Source organism: Parashewanella hymeniacidonis (assembly GCF_016900895.1).
Taxonomy (GTDB): domain Bacteria; phylum Pseudomonadota; class Gammaproteobacteria; order Enterobacterales; family Shewanellaceae; genus Parashewanella; species Parashewanella hymeniacidonis.
The window spans coordinates 1-19392 of the sequence record NZ_JAFEUN010000088.1 but is presented as its reverse complement, the minus strand read 5'-3'; the positions used below and the strand labels follow the sequence as shown (position 1 = coordinate 19392).

Below are 19392 nucleotides of genomic sequence, written 5' to 3'. Positions count from 1 at the left end.
CAGCGCCAATTCTTCTTTGTTACATTAGCTCGAAAGAATCCCGATATTCCTTCGCTAATGCGCCTCAAAGAATTGGCGCTGAAAAAGTCCTGAAACATGCATCTTCAAGTATCATGGGTATAGACTCAGCCCGAAGGGCAATGGTTATTTTTAACGCTATCGGCATTGTCACTGCGCTCATTTAGAATAACTAAATAACGCTTGTTCCGCTTTGTTATCGTCAAAAATAATTATTGCTGAAAATATCAACAGCCCCAAATAATTTTAAAATTGTCGCCTTACTTCAAAGCGCCACTCAAATCCACCCACATCTGTGCCAGAGGTGAAAGGGTAGGTTAAATCAATGTGAGCAACATTACCGTAGCTGGCTTTTGATGAATATAACCTTGCGCCAATCCCCACGCTGCCAATTATGCCTCGTTGCTCATTTAATTTCGCTCTCCCGCCAGAGGTTTTGCCGACATCCGTAAAAAAGGCCCAACCCAGATCGGCAAGCTGATACAAATTGACATTAGGTATATATCTGATCTCTGCAGTGGCTAACCAAGAATTATCACCATGTTGATAGTCATCTGGATAACCACGTACGCCTGTTTCATCACCCAACGTATTAAGTTGATCCAGGGGTAAGTGTTGGGAAGCAGTAAAACGCGCTTTTCCGTAACCAATCCATTTAGGCGTAAAATGATAAAAGTATTCACCAGTTAAATTCATCCGATAATAGTCTTGTTGGGATGTATTGAAATGACCTTCACCATTTAAGTTCATCAAAAACAAATGTTGCTTACGTTGATAACCTTTAGAAGTAGACCAATTTAAATGGTACCCCAACTCACTATTAGGTCTTGTATCTTGAGTTTCGAACCCGAGAGTGAAGCTATGTTGCCAACCTAAATTGATGTCTTCGTTTTTATGTATTAGGCGAACGTTTTGTAAAACCCGAAAGTCATCCTGAATAAACTGATAGTTTACCCAAGGATATAAAAAGTCTCTGTCAGCTGGGCGTTGCTCTGACACGTTAGCAGAACTAAACTCGTGTTTGTCCTGAGTTACACCAACCGATATTCTTGATAGCTGTTCACTGTCGTGAGAGAGCAGCCAACCATAATTAATGCTGGCTTGATGAATATCATGCGCGAATTGTTCAACATCTTTACCATTTTGGCGTATGGTATCAATGCGTTGCTCATCGTTATAATCTACTGAATAACTGTGAGTGCCTTCCAGAGTATAAAAAGGCTTATTAAAGCTAAAGTTGATTGCTTTGCCATCACTATTATCGTAATAATTCGCACTGACATCTGCATGTTTAACCCACTTCACAGGCGCAGACACACCAAAGAGGTAGCCCTTTCTATCTCTGTTAGATTGGTATTGAAAACTCGTGCCAATGCCCAAGCCGACTAAGTTATCTTCTTTAACCCCCAATGAATACTTACTTTCACCATTGCTGTGGCTGAAGTTTGCTGTGGGGAGTAATGACCAATTATCCCAAGTTTCTACCACAATGGTTTTACCTTTGATCTTCATATCAGCGTCAGGGTCGGGTTTGGCAATATATACTTTGGCGTCACGAATGTATGGCAGTCTTCTTAGGACTCGCTGAGCTTCAGCGATGTCTTGTGAATCTACTGCATCCTTTTCAGCAAAGTTAAGCCTATCTAAAATGATTTTCGGGCGCGTGTTGGTGTGCAGTTCATTGGCCCAATGATGAATAAAAAAGGCGTTATCGGCGCTTTCATCAAAAATAGAGTGGTTGATGACGATAATTTTGTCGACGGTAAAAGTGTCATTTTGCTTTACCGTTGGCGCAGCATAAGCGACTGTATATTTACAAAGTAATAAAAACGTTATTACTAAGTATCGACTAAAAGTCATGCTTGCTCCTTTAAAATGGTATTGAACAAATAACACACATTTATTAAAGGATAGTCAAGAAAATACAGTTTTTAGATTTTATAGAGAAGGAGCTACTGCTGTGAAGCAGTAGCTCAAGGCCATTACAAATTACGTCTTGGTGGAACCGCAACGTTGGCAAAAATCAGTCCTGCCACTAATGACATAAAGATCAAGAAAATTTGTGAACCTATCTCTACCTGATTAAGCATGGTTTCACCAGAGATAAGTGCATTTAATCCTATGTAAGTTTTACTTCCTGGTACCAAAATAACGATACCTTGTAATAGGGCAATCGAAGCTGGAGCCTTCATCCAACGGGCAAATAAGTTTGAATACATTCCGACGGCTAAAGCACCAAAGAAAATACCAATTGAATCGCCAATGAAATAACCACCGAGCATAGCAAATGAGAAAGCGATTATACCGGCTAAAATACCCCATGGTGCATCTTTCACTCGGGTTTTAAACATGATGGCGAGTGCAATCGACAATAATGGAACCGCAGCCCAAACTGCACCATTAGGGAGAAGCGTAGGTTCTGTTACAGGAACAACTCCAAATAAAGCGTGACCGAGTGCTAACCCTAAAAATGCGCCAAAGTAGAGCTTAAACAACAACATCACGGCATCCATGATCCTTGCTGTACCGGATATTAAGTCTCGTGATGCGAGCTCAGCTAACCCTATTGTTAATGCCAAGCCTGGGACGAATACAATAATGCCCGAAAGGATCACTACAGGAATATTAATACTGGGGTCATAAGTGGCAATGAAACAGCTTAAAAATGCGCACATGATGGCCGCTAAAGGTTCTAGCATTTCAGCCATTTTGCTCGAACGTTCAGCAACATGCACCAGTCCATAAACGATAAAGCCCAATAACCCAGACCAAATTACGTCGTTCCAACTGGTGTCCATCAGCATAGCAAAGGCACCTGCTGATAAACCAAAGGCAAAAAAGGTCAGAAGTGAACCATACGGATTGGGTTTGTCCGCAATTTCGTCAATGCGCTCTAACGCTTCATTTAAATTGCGTTGTCCTGATATTAACTCGTCTACCAATTCATCGGTTCGTGCCAATGCGCCTAAATCCAACTCGCCTGGCTTAACGCGCGCAAGGTGGTTGTATTCTTGTTCAGCATCATGGTGCAATACAAATGTCATTGAGGTTGGAAAGATAACAAAATTACCTTCTAACCCTAAGCAGCGAGAAACTTTCATTAAGTGAGCTTCAAGTCGGTAAGCGGGTGTTCCGAACTTATGAAGTGCTTTGCCAAGCTTAATGATAAACTTGCGTTTTATGCGGAATTCTTGATCGTTCAACGTCTAAGCCTAATAAATTGCAATTAACCTATAACCAATCCACGCAAATCAATGGATTGTACTATTTAAAAATTGCGCGAATATTAACTTATTTTGTCGATTTTTTGCTAGAAAAAAATGAAAAATATGCACTTTTTTTCAAATCTAAATCGTAAAGGCTATTTTTCTATTAAAACTGAAAAGGTTACTGCGTATTTAGTTTGGCAGACAGTAACCTTTTTACATGTCAATTTTATGAATCCGAATGCTTCAATGGATCTTTTAGGGTCACCTTTAAAATTAGGTAGCCAATGATGCCTGAAATTACAGAACCAAGGATAATACCCAATCGCTCGTCGAACATTCGGTTAATTCCTGACTCTTCAAATGCCAGAGAGCCAATAAATAAACTCATTGTAAAGCCAATACCACACAATGCAGAAGTACCGTACAAACTTGCCCATGTCATATTGTTTGGCATTTTAGCGATCTTCATTTTTATAAAGAGAGCACAAATACCAAAAATACCGACCTGTTTGCCGACAATAAGACCAAGAGCAATACCAATAGGGACTGGGTGTAATAGCATTTCGGCATTCACACCGGAGAGCGAAATTCCAGCATTCGCAAATGCGAAAATGGGTAATACAAAAAATGCGACGACAGTGTGTAAATCATGCTCCATGGTTTTCAGTGGTGATGAGGCGTCATTGTCTTTGGTATTGAGCGGAATAAATAAAGCTAAAACAACACCAGCTAAAGTGGCATGAACGCCTGATTTTAACGTCGCAATCCACATAATGATGCCGACAAGAATGTATGGACTTTTAGCGATAACATTACTGCGATTCATGCTGGCTAACACGGGGATACAAAGTGCAACAACTATCAATGCCGTAATGGAGATCTTGGAGGTATAAAATAAAGCAATAATTACGATGGCCCCAATATCATCAAAAATTGCCAATGACGTTAAAAAAATCTTAATGGATGTAGGTACTTTACTTCCAAGTATTGCGAGTATGCCTAACGCAAATGCAATATCTGTTGCTGCAGGTATCGCCCAACCATTTTGCGCCGTTGGATCATCGTGATTAAAATACAAGTATATGAGTGCGGGTATTGCCATGCCACCTACAGCGCCAACCGCAGGTAAAATAATGCTTTCCTTGTTAGACAGCTCACCTTCCATGAGTTCACGTTTGAGCTCTAAGCCAACCATCAAGAAGAATACGGCCATTAAGCCATCGTTTATCCATAACAACAGTGGTTTAGCAACCTCCAAAGCGCCTACTTTAACTTCTACAGGAGTACTGAGAAGTAGCTGGTAATAAGGCTCTAGCGGTGTATTAGCAATAATGATCGCTAGCATCGCAGCAATCATTAATATGATCCCGCCAGCGGATTCTAATTTGAAAAAATCACTGATAAAAGCAGGTTTAGTATTTTCCATTTTAAGCATGGTTCTCCATAAGGCACTTAATAAAGAAAACCATAGCAAAATGGTCGGGTATTTCCCACATAAATTGACATTTTATGTCTAAAATTCGAGAAAAGTGATCAGTCTTTGGCGAGAGCGACCAAGAACTCGTGTTTAAGTTTCGGTGAAATTATGATTTGTTGATGCTTACCATAATTGATCATTAATCTATCCAGAGACAGAGCTGGGCTTGATATGGGATTGCGTGTTTCTTTGATTGACGTAATGGATTCGATGTCGATGCGCCATTTGAACGGACCACTAGTGATGATCAGCTTATTTTTTTGTTGATTGATATAATAGCGGGTACTACCGAGGAGCCATAAGGGAAAAACAACACCAAGAAATAAAATGATCGAAGCAAATAAGGAGTTATGTAAAGTGAGTTCGGTTCCTAAAAGCTTGGCTGCGGCTAATGTACAAAGAACAACACAAGCTAAAATTAGCATTAACAACCAATGATCTATTTTTGAAACAAAAACCTTCACTTTCACGATGCTCCCTGATTACGAATTCATCACTATATCACAGTATGATATTTAACCGCTTCTAGCAACTAATTAACCTGAATATCACTTTTAATGTCCAAATGACACTTGTGTAAAAATGACGATCTATACCTGGTTGTGTTTTTAACAATTATCACGCTCGCACATTGGTTAAGTCATTTAAAATCAGTCTATTACAAAGTTGGCATGATCTGAGCAATATACAAGCTAATTCATTTCGGGAAACAATAGATGCAAGGGGCTTGTATGAGCAAACAGAAGATTACCGCCATAGCGCTGCTCATGGTGCTGGTGGCCTCCTTTACGGTGCTACTCAGTTTAGGTAGTGAGATTTATCAAACGAAACCGCCAATCGCAACCGAATACAGCAGCACGTCAGGTGATGTTATTTTCAGTAGCAACGATGTTGAGCAAGGACAACTTGTTTGGCGCTCGATGGGCGGACATCAGTTAGGATCAGTTTGGGGGCATGGTTCATACGTGGCACCTGATTGGACCGCAGATTGGCTTCATCGTGAAGCCGGCGCATGGTTGAACATTAAAGCTCAGCAAGAGTTTGGTGTAAATTTTGATGCCCTGGACACGAGTAAGCAAGCAGGCTTAGAACAGTTATTACGTGAAGATATTCGCAAGAATACCGTTACTAAAAATGCGGATGACACCATCAAGGTTATTTTGTCTGACACCCGTATCGCTGCAATTAATGTTGTGTCTCAACATTATTTGTCACTTTTTGGCAGCGATCCGAAACTGGCGAGCCTGCGTGAACAGTACGCCATGAAAGAAGGTACTGTGCCAGATCTTGCCCGTCGTGAGCAACTTAATGCTTTCTTATTCTGGGGCGCATGGGCGGCGATCACTGAACGCAAAGGCGAAGATTACACTTTTACCAATAACTGGCCTTATGATCCTCAAATCGGCAATAAACCAACGTCAGATAATATCGTTTGGTCTATTTTAAGTATCGTGTTTTTAATTGCAGGGGTTGGCGCACTGATTTGGCACCATGCCAGCACCAAGCACGACCCACTACCAGAGCCAGCAAAGCAAGATCCGCTGTTTTTGAATAAGCCGACACCGTCGCAAAAAGCCGTCTATAAATACTTTGTTACTGCGATTGGTTTGTTTTTACTGCAAATTTTCTTGGGTAGTATTACGGCTCACTATGCGGTTGAAGGTCAAGATTTTTATGGCTTCCCGCTCGCAGAAATCCTACCTTATTCAGTGACTCGTACATGGCATACTCAGCTAGCCGTATTTTGGATTGCAACGGCATGGCTTGGAACAGGTCTGTATATTGCACCTGCATTATCAAAGTATGAGCCTAAGTTCCAACGCCTAGGGGTGAACGTGCTTTGGGTTGCATTGGTCATTGTTGTACTGGGGTCAATGACTGGTGAATGGTTAGGTGTTCAACAATATTTTGACCTAGACATGAACTTCTTGTTCGGTCATCAAGGTTATGAGTACATTGATTTAGGTCGCGTATGGCAAGTACTGCTATTGGGCGGTTTATTGATTTGGCTAGCCTTAGTTACGGCTTCAATTCGCCCTGCATTAAAAGAGAAAGGTGAATTACGTCCAGTTATCTGGATTCTGTACGCCTCTTGTGTCGCCATTGGTCTATTTTATGGTGCAGGCCTGTTTATGGGCAAACACACTAACTTAGCGATTGCCGAGTACTGGCGCTGGTGGGTGGTTCATTTATGGGTAGAAGGTTTCTTTGAAACTTTTGCAACATCAGTTATAGCATTGATGTTGGTACGTCTAGGACTGATTCGTGGTCGCAGTGCTAATGGTGCCGTATTGTTCGCCACTGTTATTTTCTTAACAGGTGGTCTGATTGGTACTTTGCATCACCTTTACTTTACGGGTGCACCAACTTCCGTTATTGCTTGGGGTGCGATGTTCTCAGCATTAGAAGTTGTGCCACTGGCATTAATCGGCTTCGAAGCCGTTGAAACTTATCGTTTACGCAAAGCTAGCCCTTGGATGGAGCGTTATCACTGGGCCATCATGTTCTTCGTTGCAACCGCATTCTGGAACTTAGTCGGTGCTGGTATGCTTGGGTTCCTGATCAACCCACCGATTTCACTGTACTTTGTTCAAGGCCTAAACTTAACAGCAACTCACGGCCACGCTGCATTTATGGGGGTGTACGGGATGCTTGGTATTGGCTTGATGCTGTTCTGCTTACGTGGATTAACAGGTAATCTTGAATGGAACGAAAGATTAGTGAAAAAAGCCTTCTGGAGCTTGAATATTGGCCTAGCAGCAATGGTATTTATGTCACTCTTACCAATGGGACTAATCCAATTCTTCGCCGTTATTGAAAATGGCTATTGGTATGCTCGTTCTCCAGCAGTTATTCACAGTGAAGTGGTAGAAAACTTAGTATGGTTAAGAACGATTGGTGATGTAGTTTTCGCATTTGGTGGCTTGTTTATCGGTGTATTCTTATTCGACCTGATAAAGAAAGCTGTTATAGCATCAAAATCTGAGCGTGACGTGTCGCAGATCGCATAAGTTAATTATTAATCAATATAAGGAGCTCATTTGGGCTCCTTTTTTAATGTGGATCAAATTCTGAATATTACCTCAGTGTTAAAGTGACCAATGTAATATTGACGATGGAGATTCTACTATGTTCGCTCAGTCCCAAATAACAGGGGATACCGTTATGGCTCTGAACCAATCTGATTTGACGCGTATTGCGTTAGATATCACCTCAGGGTTAGCGAACCGCGATCGCTTTTCACGCTTGTTGGATACCATCCGTCAAAACTTACATTGCGATGCAGCAGCACTGTTGTCCTATCACGGCGAATACTTTTCTCCATTGGCCATCAAGGGATTACATGATGACGTATTGGGTCGCCGATTTGTTTTAAATGAACATCCAAGACTTGAAGCTGTGGCGCGTGCGGGTGACATAGTTCGGTTTCCTGCAGACAGTGATTTAGATGATCCTTACGACGGACTGATTCCAAACCAAGGTGATGAACTTAAAGTTCACGCTTGTATCGGCTTACCCCTATTTGCCAATGAAAGGTTAATTGGCGCAATTACCATTGATTCATTTAACCCAAAGCGATTTGATCAATTCAGTGATTTTGAATTAAGAAGCTTGAGCGCCATTGCGGCTGTTTCACTCAACAATGCATTGATGATGGAAAAACTCGAGCAGCGTGCGATAAAAGATCAATCCAACAACGCTGCTGTTTCAAGCTTGAATGAGCACAATCAAGATTCTGAAATGATTGGCCAATCGCAATTAATGCGAAACTTACTTCAAGAGATAGCCGTTGTCGCACACAGCGATTTAAATGTGCTAATTACTGGAGAAACTGGCACGGGTAAAGAACTTGTTGCCCGTTCTATTCATCAAAAATCACGCCGTGCTGAGCAGCCTTTAATCTATCTGAACTGTGCAGCTTTACCTGAGAGTGTTGCTGAAAGTGAGTTATTTGGTCATGTGAAAGGTGCGTTTACTGGGGCAATTAGCCATCGCAGTGGCAAGTTCGAAATGGCGGATAAAGGCACGTTATTCCTCGATGAGATTGGAGAATTACCGTTAGCCTTACAAGCTAAATTATTACGAGTACTTCAATACGGTGACATTCAAAAGATTGGCGACGATCGAAGCCTGCAAGTTGATGTAAGAATCATTGCTGCGACCAATAAAGATTTAAAAACAGAAGTGATAGAAGGGCGTTTTAGGCCTGATCTTTATCATCGTTTGAGCGTTTTTCCAGTACAAGTACCATCACTCAGAGAGCGAGAAGGAGATATCACCTTACTCAGTGGTTTCTTTATTGAACGTTATCGTCAAAAACTAGGTTTGAAGCATCTGAAATTAGCACCGAGCAGTTTAGTGTTGCTGAACCATTATGTTTGGCCTGGAAACGTACGTGAATTGGATCATGCTATTCATCGTGCAGCCATTATTGCACAAGCGCATTCTGGTGAAGGGCTTTGTACCATCAAGCCACAGCATTTTGAATTGTCAGGCGCTACAACCGATGCGCAACAATCAACTCATATCACGAACTCGTCAGCAATGAAGGTAATTAAAGGCTTAAGTTTGAAGCAAGCTGTTGATGAATTTCAATCAGATTACATCAAGCAAGTACTAGACGAGAACAATAATAATTGGGCTGCAACTGCACGCTATCTAAAGCTTGATCCAGGTAACTTACACCGCTTAGCTAAGCGACTGGAACTGAAAGGCTAGAAGGTTAGTCTTTCAATTTATTTTGGATCATTTCTGTGATGTATGATGCTCCGTTACACTCAACACCTTTAAGTTGGCTTGCCATCTGTTGGGCTAAGTCAGCTAATAATTTTCTATCCGTGATATCGTTGTGCTCAACCATAGTAAGTAACTGATATGGTGTCATTTCAACTGATTGATGTTGCCCTTTACTTAAGGGTATTTCGAGCTTGATTTTGCATTGTCCTACAGCTTTCAATGCTCTTTTGGTGAAGGAAATTTGGTTCAATGTTCGCTTGTCTATATCGAGCATTTTTGCCATATGGTCCACGTCTGTTCTCGCACCTTTGTAAAAGTCAAATCCTGACAGTAAAGATTTATCATTAGCTTTGAGGTTAAGGTTGGGGTATCTATCTTCCAGCTTCAATGTTACCCCAGCTTCGAGCTTCAATGCTACCCCAGGCATGTTATATGACTCTTTTGGTTGTGAAGCAGAGGCTGTTTGTGATGGTTGAGATATTTGATACTGATGAGGAAGTGATTCAGTCGCCCTTTCACTCTTGTTAAAAGTAAACGATGAAGTAAAGAAACTACAGAGTGATTTTATCGCAGAGTAAAAAGACTCTTTCACATTCGACAATGAACAGCCGATGATTTTTACATCGAAGTTCGATAACGTTTGTGGAAGTGATTCTAAAGGGCATGACTCTTCAGTGCTGTGTTAGGCAATACCTGTCATTTCAAGGCTAATGGGATTACAAGCCATAATAAACTCTCGTGAATTGATCATGTCACTCACATTAACCTAAATAAGGTTGTTTGAAATTGATTGGTTGTTAATTCATGATGAATCTGTATTCATTTAAAGTCGTTAACACTGCCGTTAAGATAATGAATACAGCTAACAAGTGTCACCCTAATGAGTTTTGCATTAAGAACATCAGTGGTAAAAAGTTGAAAACAGCTCTGACCTTGAACAGAGATTAACGTATACTAGCGGCGACTTTGTTATAGGAGTGTATTGTGCTGTTAGTTGTTCGCTGTTTAATTTTAGCTATTGCGTTAGTTACGGTTTTTGTTTTTAGTGGTTTATATTGTCTGTTAAGACCTCGTCACCGTGATAATGTACATGTGTTAGCTCAAATTTTTTCTAAAGTCAGCACCGTTTTGGGTATAAAGTTAGTGGTGAGACTGCCTAAGGTTTTACCTCCAGCTCCTAATGTTTATGTTGCTAATCATCAAAATAATTATGACATATTCACTCACACTGCCGTTGTCCCAAAAGGCACGGTCAGCATCGGCAAAAAAAGTCTTGCTTGGATACCTTTTTTCGGCCAATTGTATTGGCTATCTGGCAATATCCTCATTGACAGAAAAAACCGTCATAGCGCTGTAAGTACGATGGCAAAAGCGGCTAAGAAAGTTCGTGATGAAAAACTGTCTGTTTGGGTTTTCCCTGAAGGCACGCGTTCAAGAGGTCGTGGTTTACTGCCTTTAAAATCAGGCGCATTTCACACGGCAATTGCTTCGGGTGCCCCCGTTGTTCCTGTGGTTGCAAGCTCTCAAAATGATATCAAGTTAAACCGTTGGAATAATGGTACAGTAATCATTGAAATGATGGAGCCAGTAGCAACGGAAGGGTTAGCGAAATCAGATGTGAAACAACTCTCAGAAACCGTATTTCATCAAATGAAAGCTAAGTTAGAACAGTTAGATCATGAGGTTGCAAAGCTAAAATAAACTGGCAAAGAAAAATTTATCTCAGTAAAATTGGTGAGATATTTTTACATTGGAGTTTTTTATGTCTGTTGAACGTTTGCTCAAAGAGCAATTTACAGAAAATCGAGCAATTGTTGATGAGCTACTGGCGGACGGTTCTTTACCTGATGTGGAGTATATTATTGAGCATCATATGTCCTGTCGCAGCTTTGACCGTCTTGAAAAAGCGGCAGTAGAGGCATTTAAACTGGGTTATGATGTTTCAGATGCTGAAGAGTTTGAACTGGAAGATGGCAGTACTATTTTCTGTTTTGACGCCGTTGCTCATCACGAATTAGATGTTGAACTTTTGGATAAAGCCACTGAGCAACTTGTGCAATTAGCGGTAAAGTTAAAAGTGGATTATGACGGTTGGGGAACCTATTTTATGGATGAAAACGGCCCTCAAGAAGAGCCGCCTGTTCTTCACTAATCAATAAACTAATGTAAATGTTTTTCGGCTGACTTTCGATAGATAACACTGCGATTTCGGCCGTTAAGTTTTGCACGATATAATGCTTTATCTGCCTGAGATACCCACATTAGACTGTCTTTTATTGACTCATCCAAATCGCATATACCTAGACTGATGGTGACATTAAAAGATTCACCTTCGATATTAAATTCAAGTGCTTCTATTTTTTTTCGCAACCTTTCAGTAAAACAAATTGCGTCAGCACTATCTGTACCGGCCAGAACCACGCCAAATTCTTCGCCGCCATAACGGCCAGCACAATCGGTTTCCCTTAATGACTGATTGAGTAGATGTGCGATTCTTTGAATGACAATATCTCCGGTTTGATGCCCGAATTGGTCATTGATTTTCTTGAAGTGATCAATATCTAGCATCACTAAACTGGCAGGAGAATCATAACGATTAAAGCGTTCAAACTCTATTTCCATACACTGTTGCCAGTGACGACGATTATGAAGTTGTGTCAGTTCGTCAGTTTGACTCAGCCGCTCTAAAATTTTATTAGCACTGTTAAGCTGTAATTTACCGACAGCAATATCAGTGACATCATAAATAATGAGACTAATGTGTGACACTTCACCTGTTAAAGACATCAGAGGCTGAAGCGTGACATTTTGATACATATGCTCAGCACGCCCCGTTATTGGACGAAAGTTTTTAAACTTAAAGACAAACGGTCGTTGTTCCCAGCTTATAAAAGAGCGGTTTCTAAGCAGAAAAACAGATTCCATTTTCTGCTTAAGCCAATTAGCTTCAAGATCTGGGAACTCTTCAAAGAGGTTTTTATCTTTTAAATCATTGGGTGATACACCGCTGTGGTTTTCCATAAAGCTGTTCCACAGCTTTATGTTGTAATTCTTATCTAAAACAACAATGCCAACTTCAATGGTTTGCACCATGTCAATCAACCAATGAAACTCGCTTATATGGGTATCATCTGTAGACATCGCAACTCCTATGATTCAAGCAAATAGCTGAGTTTGTTGGTCATCGTAGGCAGTGAATCTTCTGTAAACAACAACAGCAAGTCGCACTGAATATTATGATCTTGAATACAATAATTAATTTCCATTGCCAATGTTCGTTGCCATTTCTCTGCATTGTCATGAATGAGCTCATTAGCGGTACAATGCCGACCTAATACAACAGGGTGACTTTGGCTGAACGGCATGTGTAATTGTTCAGAAATACCATTTAAAAATGCACCGATGAGAACGTTTCCAGTATCGATTAATACTTCAATTTCAGCTTGGCTCGAATCAGGATGATTAATGTTCATTAGCTTCGCCATGTCATCAAGGCTAGAATCATGAAATAGCAGTAAGGCTTCACCAGCAACGCCGGCACCAATAAATCCTTGGCAAAGTGCTGAAATTTGTTTGTCATTCTCTGTCGCTTTTAATGCCATTGTCAGTTCGCTGACTTCAAGCACATTAACCGTCGGAATTGGTAATGGAACATAAATATCAAGCAGTTTAGCTAACAGATCAGCAGCACGGCCCATCGCAACATTAGCAATTTCTTGGCAGGCATCGCGCAGGTCAACTTTGATCATTGGAGCATCATCAGCTTGCGCATTATAGTTGCCATTGTATATGCCGTATTCTTGCAAAATATGACTTAGCGCTTCAGTGCTGATAGGTTTTTGAATGAAGTCGATTGCGCCTAATGATTTAACTTTTTCATAGGCTTTAAGTTGAATGTCGCCAGAGACGACGATAATCATTGCTGGCAGGTCGAGTTTTTGAACCGTTTTTAAAACTTGAAAGCCATCCATCACGGGCATGGTTAAGTCGAGAAATACAACTTCACCTTTACCGGCTTTAATGGCTTCGAGTCCTTCCATACCATTTTGCGCAAAAGTAATCGACACATCCCAGTCCTTTGGCAATACTCGAGCCATTTGCTTGCGTGCCATTGCTGAATCATCGCAGATTAATACCTGGGTGGTCATGGGTTGAACGAGTCCTTCTTTGCCATCACTCATGGGTGATTTTTATTATTGTAGACGCTAATCATCATGCTTTGACATCAATGCGTTTAGATTGATTCAAAAACAGGGTTCTAGTTTTTGAAGCATGTCTTACTTTATTTGTTGTTTGGCAATATTTTGACGATAGTCAATTTATAAGTGAATGGTATACCTAAAATTAACGATGTACCAAAGAACTTGTTTAAATAATGTTTTTTGGGTTAAAAAGTGATCAATTTTTGCCTTGAGTGATAATTAATCTTATTTTAGGTAAGCTTGTGTTTTTACTCTATTTATTATTGAGGTGATTTTGCCTCGTCAATTGACACCTTATAATACGTATACTCACGGGTTGAAAAGTATGTCATTTCAAAATATTAAATTATTCATTGAAGATCAGGTTGCGTTTGTTGTTTTACACCGCCCAGAAAAAATGAATGCACTTAATTTTCAAATGTTCAAAGAGTTGGACAGCGCTTATCGAAGGTTAAAAGATGACAGAACATTGCGGGCAGTCGTTATCACAGGGAAAGGAGAACACTTTTGCAGTGGTCTTGATATCAAGTCTGTAATGGCCTCAAAAGTGTCTGCACTGAGATTGCTATGGAAATGGTTACCAGGAAATGCCAACTTAGCACAGCGGGTTTCCATTAATTGGCAACGTTTACCTGTCCCTGTCATTGCTCAGATTAGTGGGCATTGTTATGGAGGTGGGATGCAAATTGCACTGGGAGCCGATTTTCGGATCGTATCGCCTGACAGTGACTTTTCTATTATGGAAAGCAAATGGGGGCTGATGCCAGACATGGCTGGGTTGGCTAATTTACGTCACATCATGCCGAAAGATAAGGCAATGAAGTTGACGATGACATCCGAAATTATTGATGCTAACAAGGCGCTTGAATATGGGCTTGTGACTCAGGTCACGGCTGATATCGAATCTGAAGTGGCTAAATTGATTGAACAGCTTAGAACACGATCGCCTGATGCCTTGGCAGGGATAAAAAAAAGTTATCATCGAAACTGGTCTGCAAGTGTCCAAAGTTTATTGAGACGTGAAACATGGTATCAAATCAAATTGCTCTTGGGTGGAAATCAACGTAGAGCCGTTTATCGTCAAACAATGGATAAATCCGCACCTTATCATCACAGGCGGTTTAAATAATAATGAGTTATTGCGGCTTGTGTTTCATAAACGGATTTAGAGCCATTGCCTAATGGGGTATGTCCGCTATATTGGGTTTTGTTACAGTCCAAGGAAGACGCCCTTTAGTAGCAACTGCTCGCAGTTGAGTTTTATCTTTAACGCTGATTTTTGGTTGTTTTGCTTTTGTATGAGCTTGTTCTATTTGTTCTATTTGTTTTTTTGTTAAGGGTTTATAGCTTTCTGGTGGTTTAGGCGAAGCCGTTTTCGTTATTGAATTTTCTATTTTTCTGAGTTCGCTATGAGTTTTTCGCACTTCTTGATTAACTTGTTGGATATCAACAGAATTGTTAAATGTGCCGTATTTTGTTTTACCTGATTCTTTTGAAGGGAATGTAGAAATCGAGTCTTGGATGACTTGAGCTTTTAAATCATCATAAGGTTCTACATTTTGTTTGGAGTAGCGTTCGACAGTAGTGGGTGTTACTTGATATTTTCTATCTAAATAATTGAGCACCTTAGCTGCCAAGTCTAATGCTGTTTCTGATACTGAGAATTTATTTTGTTTTAATTCAACAGTGCTTTTCGAGATGAGCGACGTTTTATTGGTTACAGGCGTAGAGAGACCAGAGGTGCCCGGACTGATTGTTGAGCTATGGGGAGAAACTGAGCTTGATGCCATGATGTTAATTCCTTCTTTTTTGTTTATTTTAGTCGAAAGTATCATCAAGCGGGTTTAAATATACTTAATTCAGCCTTAATGTTTATCATTGGTATATGATGTTAGGTGTTGATTAAATTATAAAAAAGGCAACCTTTTGGCTGCCTTATAGAATTAACAATGATTTAGGTTAAGCGTGACTGACAAGCACCAAACGAATCGCATCAAGTTGCAATGGACAATCATTCATATAACCACCCAGTTCTTGAATTTGCTCACGTAAGTGCTCTAATTCCTCATCACGAATATTCGGGTTAATTGCTTTCAACGCCTCCAATCGCTCAAGTTCAGCCGTGATTTGAGTCGTCATAGACTCACGAGCTTCTTGAACTAATAGCGCTAATTTTTCTTCAGCAACTTCTTGTGCTTTAGGTAATAACGGATGAATTTGAGCTTGTGAAGCGGTAACCAGTTTACTACCAATGTGACGGTTTACGGCACTGAGCTGACGATCAAAGCCATCATAGTCCACTTTATCAGAAAGATTATTACCAGCTTTATCCAATAGTACCCGTATTGGCGTTGGTGGCAAGTATCGATACAGTTGGCTAGATTTCGGCGCCGAAGCGTCCGCCATATACATTAACTCTAAGAACAGAGTGCCTGCTGGCAGTGCTTTGTTTTTCAAAATCGCCACACTCACAGAGCCTGTTTCAGAGCTCGTGATTAAATCTAAACCAGTTTGAACAATGGGATGCTCTTGGGTGATAAGTGCAATATCATCGCGTGACAGTGCAGTTTCACGATCAAAGGTAACGGTAATACCATCTTCAGGTAAGCCCGGATAGGTTGGGAACAGCATATGTTCACTTGGCTTTAAGATAATGGTGTTTTCACCGTTATCTTCTTGATCAACACCAATGATATCCCATAAGCGGATCACCGCACTAATTAAGTCAGTATCTTCATCACGCTTAGCCAAGCGCTCAACCAACTCTTGCGATTTTTTACCACCATGAGAGTTGATTTCAAGCAGTCGATCTCGACCTTGCTCCATAGCTTGCTTGAGCTCTTTGTATCGTTGTTGAGTATGATTCATCACTTGTGTCATCGCATCTTCGTCGCCGGTAGTTAGGCAAAGAAGTAGCTCACTCGCGAATTCTTTATACAGCATATGACCAGATGGACACGTTAGTTCAAATGCATTTAAGCCTTGATGATACCAATTCATCAGAGCTTCTTGCGCCGTATCTTTAAAGTACGGCAAATGAATATTGACATCGTGTTGTTGACCAATTCGATCAAGACGTCCAATACGTTGCTCAAGCAAATCTGGATTCAGCGGTAAATCAAACAATACTAATTGGCTCGCAAATTGGAAGTTACGCCCTTCAGAACCAATTTCAGAACAAATTAACGCTTGTGCACCACCGTCCTCTTGCGCAAAGTAAGCCCCGGCCTTATCACGATCGATGATCGACATGTCCTCGTGGAACACAGTAGCTTGAATGCCTTCACGTAAACGTAGGGCTTCTTCAAGGCTTAGTGCCGTATCCGCTTGGCTTGCAATAATCAGTACTTTTTGACTGCGATGATTTTTTAAGAATTCAATCAGCCAGTCGACTCGAGGATCGAACTTCCACCACTCCGAATTTTCAGAATCGAATTCCTGATAAATCTTTTCTGGGCTTAAGGCTTTCTTTACCTTTAACTCAAGCTGGGCGGTACCGGTTGACATGCCCGTCGACATCATGGCATTGACACGTGCTGCGGTGCGGTATTGCTCTGGCATGACTTGAGGTTGAGGATTAAAAATGCGCTGTGGGAAGCCCTTTACGGAAGCACGACTGTTACGATAAAGCACACGACCAGTACCGTGACGATCCAGTAATTCTTGAAGTAATTCATTACGTGCTGCGTGTTGCATTTCAGCATCAACATCATCGCTTTGAATCATTTGAATATTTGGGTTGATGTCTTTTTCAGTCAGTAACTCTGTTAAACTATTGATGGCTTCATTAGACAGTTTTTCTTCACTCATTAAGGCCTCAGCAGCTACTGCTACATCACGATAACCTTCTTCTTCTTTAATGAAGCTTTCGTAATCGTAGAAACGATCAGGATCGAGCAAGCGTAAGCGAGCAAAATGACTTTGATGTCCGAGCTGATCAGGTGTTGCAGTAAGTAAAAGTACGCCAGGTACAACGTCACTTAATGCCTCAACAACTTGATAAGGACGGCTTGGTTTGTCTTCTGACCACTCTAAATGGTGAGCTTCATCGACCACCATTAAATCCCAATCAGCATCGACAGCTTGTTCTAGACGCTTTTTCTTTCGCAGTAAATCCATCGAACAAATAATGAGTTGTTCTGTATCGAATGGATTATCACTGTCGGCATAAGCTTCAATGCAGCGCTCTTCATCAAAAACTGAGAATTTAAGGTTAAACCGACGCAGCATTTCAACTAACCACTGGTGCCTTAACGAATCAGGAACAATTACCAGTATGCGCTCAGCTCGTCCAGTGAGTATCTGTTGATGGATGATCAAACCCGCTTCAATGGTTTTACCTAGTCCGACTTCATCGGCCAATAATACCCGAGGCGCAAAACGACGGCCGACTTCATGGGCAATCCATTGTTGGTGAGGAATTAAACCAACACGGGCGCCTTGAAGACCCAGTAAATCCGATGTTGCGAGTTTATGACGTAATAATTGCGAACGGTAACGAACACCAAAACGATCTAAACGGTCAATTTGTCCTGCAAAAAGACGGTCTTGGGGCTTATTGAATCGAACATTATGATTCAATAAAGTTTCACGAAGTACGACTTCTTCGCCTGTATCTTGTCGGGTGCCTTTATAGGCAACCAATTGATTTTGTTCTTCAACCTCTGTGATGGTTAATTTCCAGCTTTCATGGCTTTCCACGACATCACCGGGGTTATAAATAACACGAGTAAGAGGAGCGTCTTCACGAGAAAACATTCTATTATCCCCAGTGGCGGGGAATAACACGGTCACCATGCGACCTTCAACTTGAACAACGGTTCCTAAACCAAGATCGGACTCAGTATCACTGATCCAGCGCTGACCTAATGCAAACGGCATTTTTTTACTCTTATCTCCGAGCTGACTCACAAAAGGCGCGTATCTTATACCATCGGAAAAAGATTTACATTAGGGCATGTGGAACTTTGAAACTTATTTTAGTTTTCGCCGTTGATAAAGCGATCACAAGCCCTGTCGTTTTATGTCTATAGCATGAAATGTGGCGCACTGAGTCAGACGTTCACAGCAAGAACCTAAGCCTATACCCGTCTTTGATTAAAAACAATCCTATTTACTGGGTTCAGGTAAAAGTGGGTCACCAGATAATGTTTGCAGAAAATCACGCCAAATATCGTGAGTGCGTTGCTTAACTGTCTGATAATCACAATCGGCGGTCATAATGCTGACAATCGTACCTTGAGCGAACATTTGATAGACGGCTTTACATTGTGCTTTGGCATAATTCTGCCATTGCATTTGTGATTCAATAATGGCTTTAGAAGCTTGTGGTTGAGACTGGTAAGCCGATTTAGCTTTACGCAGGTATTGCTTCATTTGCTTTTTAGCGAGTACGGTTTGTTGCTCTTTACATTGAGCAATTTGCAAGGTGTTCTGGGCGTTTTTACAATCCGTTGCAGCGAGGGTTGACGAACTGAATATGAGTGTAGCAATGAGAACGGTTTTCATAATTGAGCTCCGTGAAGAAAAATTTGCTTGAATCGAGCCTGCTTTTGACTTTAAGTTATAAGCATAAGTTTAAAAATTGCAAATTAAATCCCCCATAGTTTTATAGGGATAATATCTAAAACAATACTGCGGACAGTTTTATGCTGCAATAACCCCGAACTCTTCAAGTTCACTGATGACTTGAGATACTTTTTCGTTACTCGGGTCGATATCTAACTTGTCAAAAATGATTTTCATCAAG

15 protein-coding genes are annotated in these 19392 nt (G+C 40.9%); 5 read left to right on the top strand and 10 right to left on the bottom strand.

Features of this window, described 5'->3' with window-relative positions:
* Positions 1-264: 264 nt before the first annotated feature.
* From JQC92_RS16080 to JQC92_RS16065, 4 genes are all read right to left on the bottom strand, one after another.
* Positions 265-1878 carry a ShlB/FhaC/HecB family hemolysin secretion/activation protein gene (locus JQC92_RS16080; protein WP_205000594.1) on the bottom strand — a complete coding sequence of 538 codons (1614 nt, stop codon included), beginning with the start codon at positions 1876-1878 and terminating at the stop codon, positions 265-267.
* Between the two features lie 122 nt (positions 1879-2000).
* Positions 2001-3221 (bottom strand): threonine/serine exporter family protein, encoded by a 1221-nt coding sequence (locus tag JQC92_RS16075; protein ID WP_205000593.1) that lies wholly within the window; start codon positions 3219-3221, stop codon positions 2001-2003.
* Between the two features lie 232 nt (positions 3222-3453).
* Positions 3454-4653, bottom strand: coding sequence for a Na+/H+ antiporter NhaA (nhaA, locus tag JQC92_RS16070; protein ID WP_205000597.1), 1200 nt, complete (start codon positions 4651-4653; stop codon positions 3454-3456).
* Between the two features lie 107 nt (positions 4654-4760).
* Positions 4761-5174: a PH domain-containing protein gene (locus tag JQC92_RS16065; protein WP_205000592.1), complete on the bottom strand. Its 414-nt coding sequence runs from the start codon at positions 5172-5174 to the stop codon at positions 4761-4763.
* Between the two features lie 261 nt (positions 5175-5435).
* Between JQC92_RS16065 and JQC92_RS16060 the strand changes: the two genes are divergently transcribed.
* Positions 5436-7715 (top strand): nitric-oxide reductase large subunit, encoded by a 2280-nt coding sequence (locus tag JQC92_RS16060; protein ID WP_205000591.1) that lies wholly within the window; start codon positions 5436-5438, stop codon positions 7713-7715.
* 154 nt (positions 7716-7869) lie between these two features.
* Positions 7870-9423 carry a nitric oxide reductase transcriptional regulator NorR gene (gene norR, locus JQC92_RS16055; RefSeq protein ID WP_205000596.1) on the top strand — a complete coding sequence of 518 codons (1554 nt, stop codon included), beginning with the start codon at positions 7870-7872 and terminating at the stop codon, positions 9421-9423.
* Between the two features lie 4 nt (positions 9424-9427).
* Here the strand turns inward: norR and JQC92_RS16050 are convergent, their stop codons facing one another.
* The gene (locus JQC92_RS16050; RefSeq protein WP_205000590.1) at positions 9428-10042 is read right to left on the bottom strand and encodes a hypothetical protein; all 615 of its coding nucleotides are present in this window, start codon (positions 10040-10042) and stop codon (positions 9428-9430) included.
* A gap of 383 nt (positions 10043-10425) precedes the next feature.
* Between JQC92_RS16050 and JQC92_RS16045 the strand changes: the two genes are divergently transcribed.
* Positions 10426-11142 carry a 1-acylglycerol-3-phosphate O-acyltransferase gene (locus JQC92_RS16045; RefSeq protein WP_205000589.1) on the top strand — a complete coding sequence of 239 codons (717 nt, stop codon included), beginning with the start codon at positions 10426-10428 and terminating at the stop codon, positions 11140-11142.
* Positions 11143-11203: 61 nt separating this feature from the next.
* The gene (rraB, locus tag JQC92_RS16040) at positions 11204-11593 is read left to right on the top strand and encodes a ribonuclease E inhibitor RraB (RefSeq protein WP_205000588.1); all 390 of its coding nucleotides are present in this window, start codon (positions 11204-11206) and stop codon (positions 11591-11593) included.
* An 8-nt stretch (positions 11594-11601) separates the two neighbouring features.
* Here rraB and JQC92_RS16035 read toward each other — a convergent pair whose 3' ends face one another.
* Positions 11602-12582 carry a GGDEF domain-containing protein gene (locus JQC92_RS16035; RefSeq protein ID WP_205000587.1) on the bottom strand — a complete coding sequence of 327 codons (981 nt, stop codon included), beginning with the start codon at positions 12580-12582 and terminating at the stop codon, positions 11602-11604.
* An 8-nt stretch (positions 12583-12590) separates the two neighbouring features.
* Entirely contained in the window at positions 12591-13589 is a 999-nt protein-coding gene (locus tag JQC92_RS16030) for a response regulator (protein WP_205000595.1), read from the bottom strand.
* A gap of 379 nt (positions 13590-13968) precedes the next feature.
* On the opposite strand from JQC92_RS16030, the gene JQC92_RS16025 reads away from it, so the two are divergent.
* Complete coding sequence (locus JQC92_RS16025; RefSeq protein ID WP_205000586.1) at positions 13969-14772, top strand: crotonase/enoyl-CoA hydratase family protein; 804 nt, start codon at positions 13969-13971, stop codon at positions 14770-14772.
* Positions 14773-14821: 49 nt separating this feature from the next.
* Here the strand turns inward: JQC92_RS16025 and JQC92_RS16020 are convergent, their stop codons facing one another.
* The 3 genes from JQC92_RS16020 to JQC92_RS16010 form a co-directional block, all read right to left on the bottom strand.
* Positions 14822-15433: a hypothetical protein gene (locus tag JQC92_RS16020; RefSeq protein ID WP_205000585.1), complete on the bottom strand. Its 612-nt coding sequence runs from the start codon at positions 15431-15433 to the stop codon at positions 14822-14824.
* 169 nt (positions 15434-15602) lie between these two features.
* Positions 15603-18524 carry an RNA polymerase-associated protein RapA gene (rapA, locus tag JQC92_RS16015; RefSeq protein WP_205000584.1) on the bottom strand — a complete coding sequence of 974 codons (2922 nt, stop codon included), beginning with the start codon at positions 18522-18524 and terminating at the stop codon, positions 15603-15605.
* Between the two features lie 228 nt (positions 18525-18752).
* Positions 18753-19151, bottom strand: a complete 399-nt coding sequence (locus tag JQC92_RS16010) for a lysozyme inhibitor LprI family protein (RefSeq protein WP_205000583.1) — start codon at positions 19149-19151, stop codon at positions 18753-18755.
* Positions 19152-19392 lie beyond the last annotated feature (241 nt).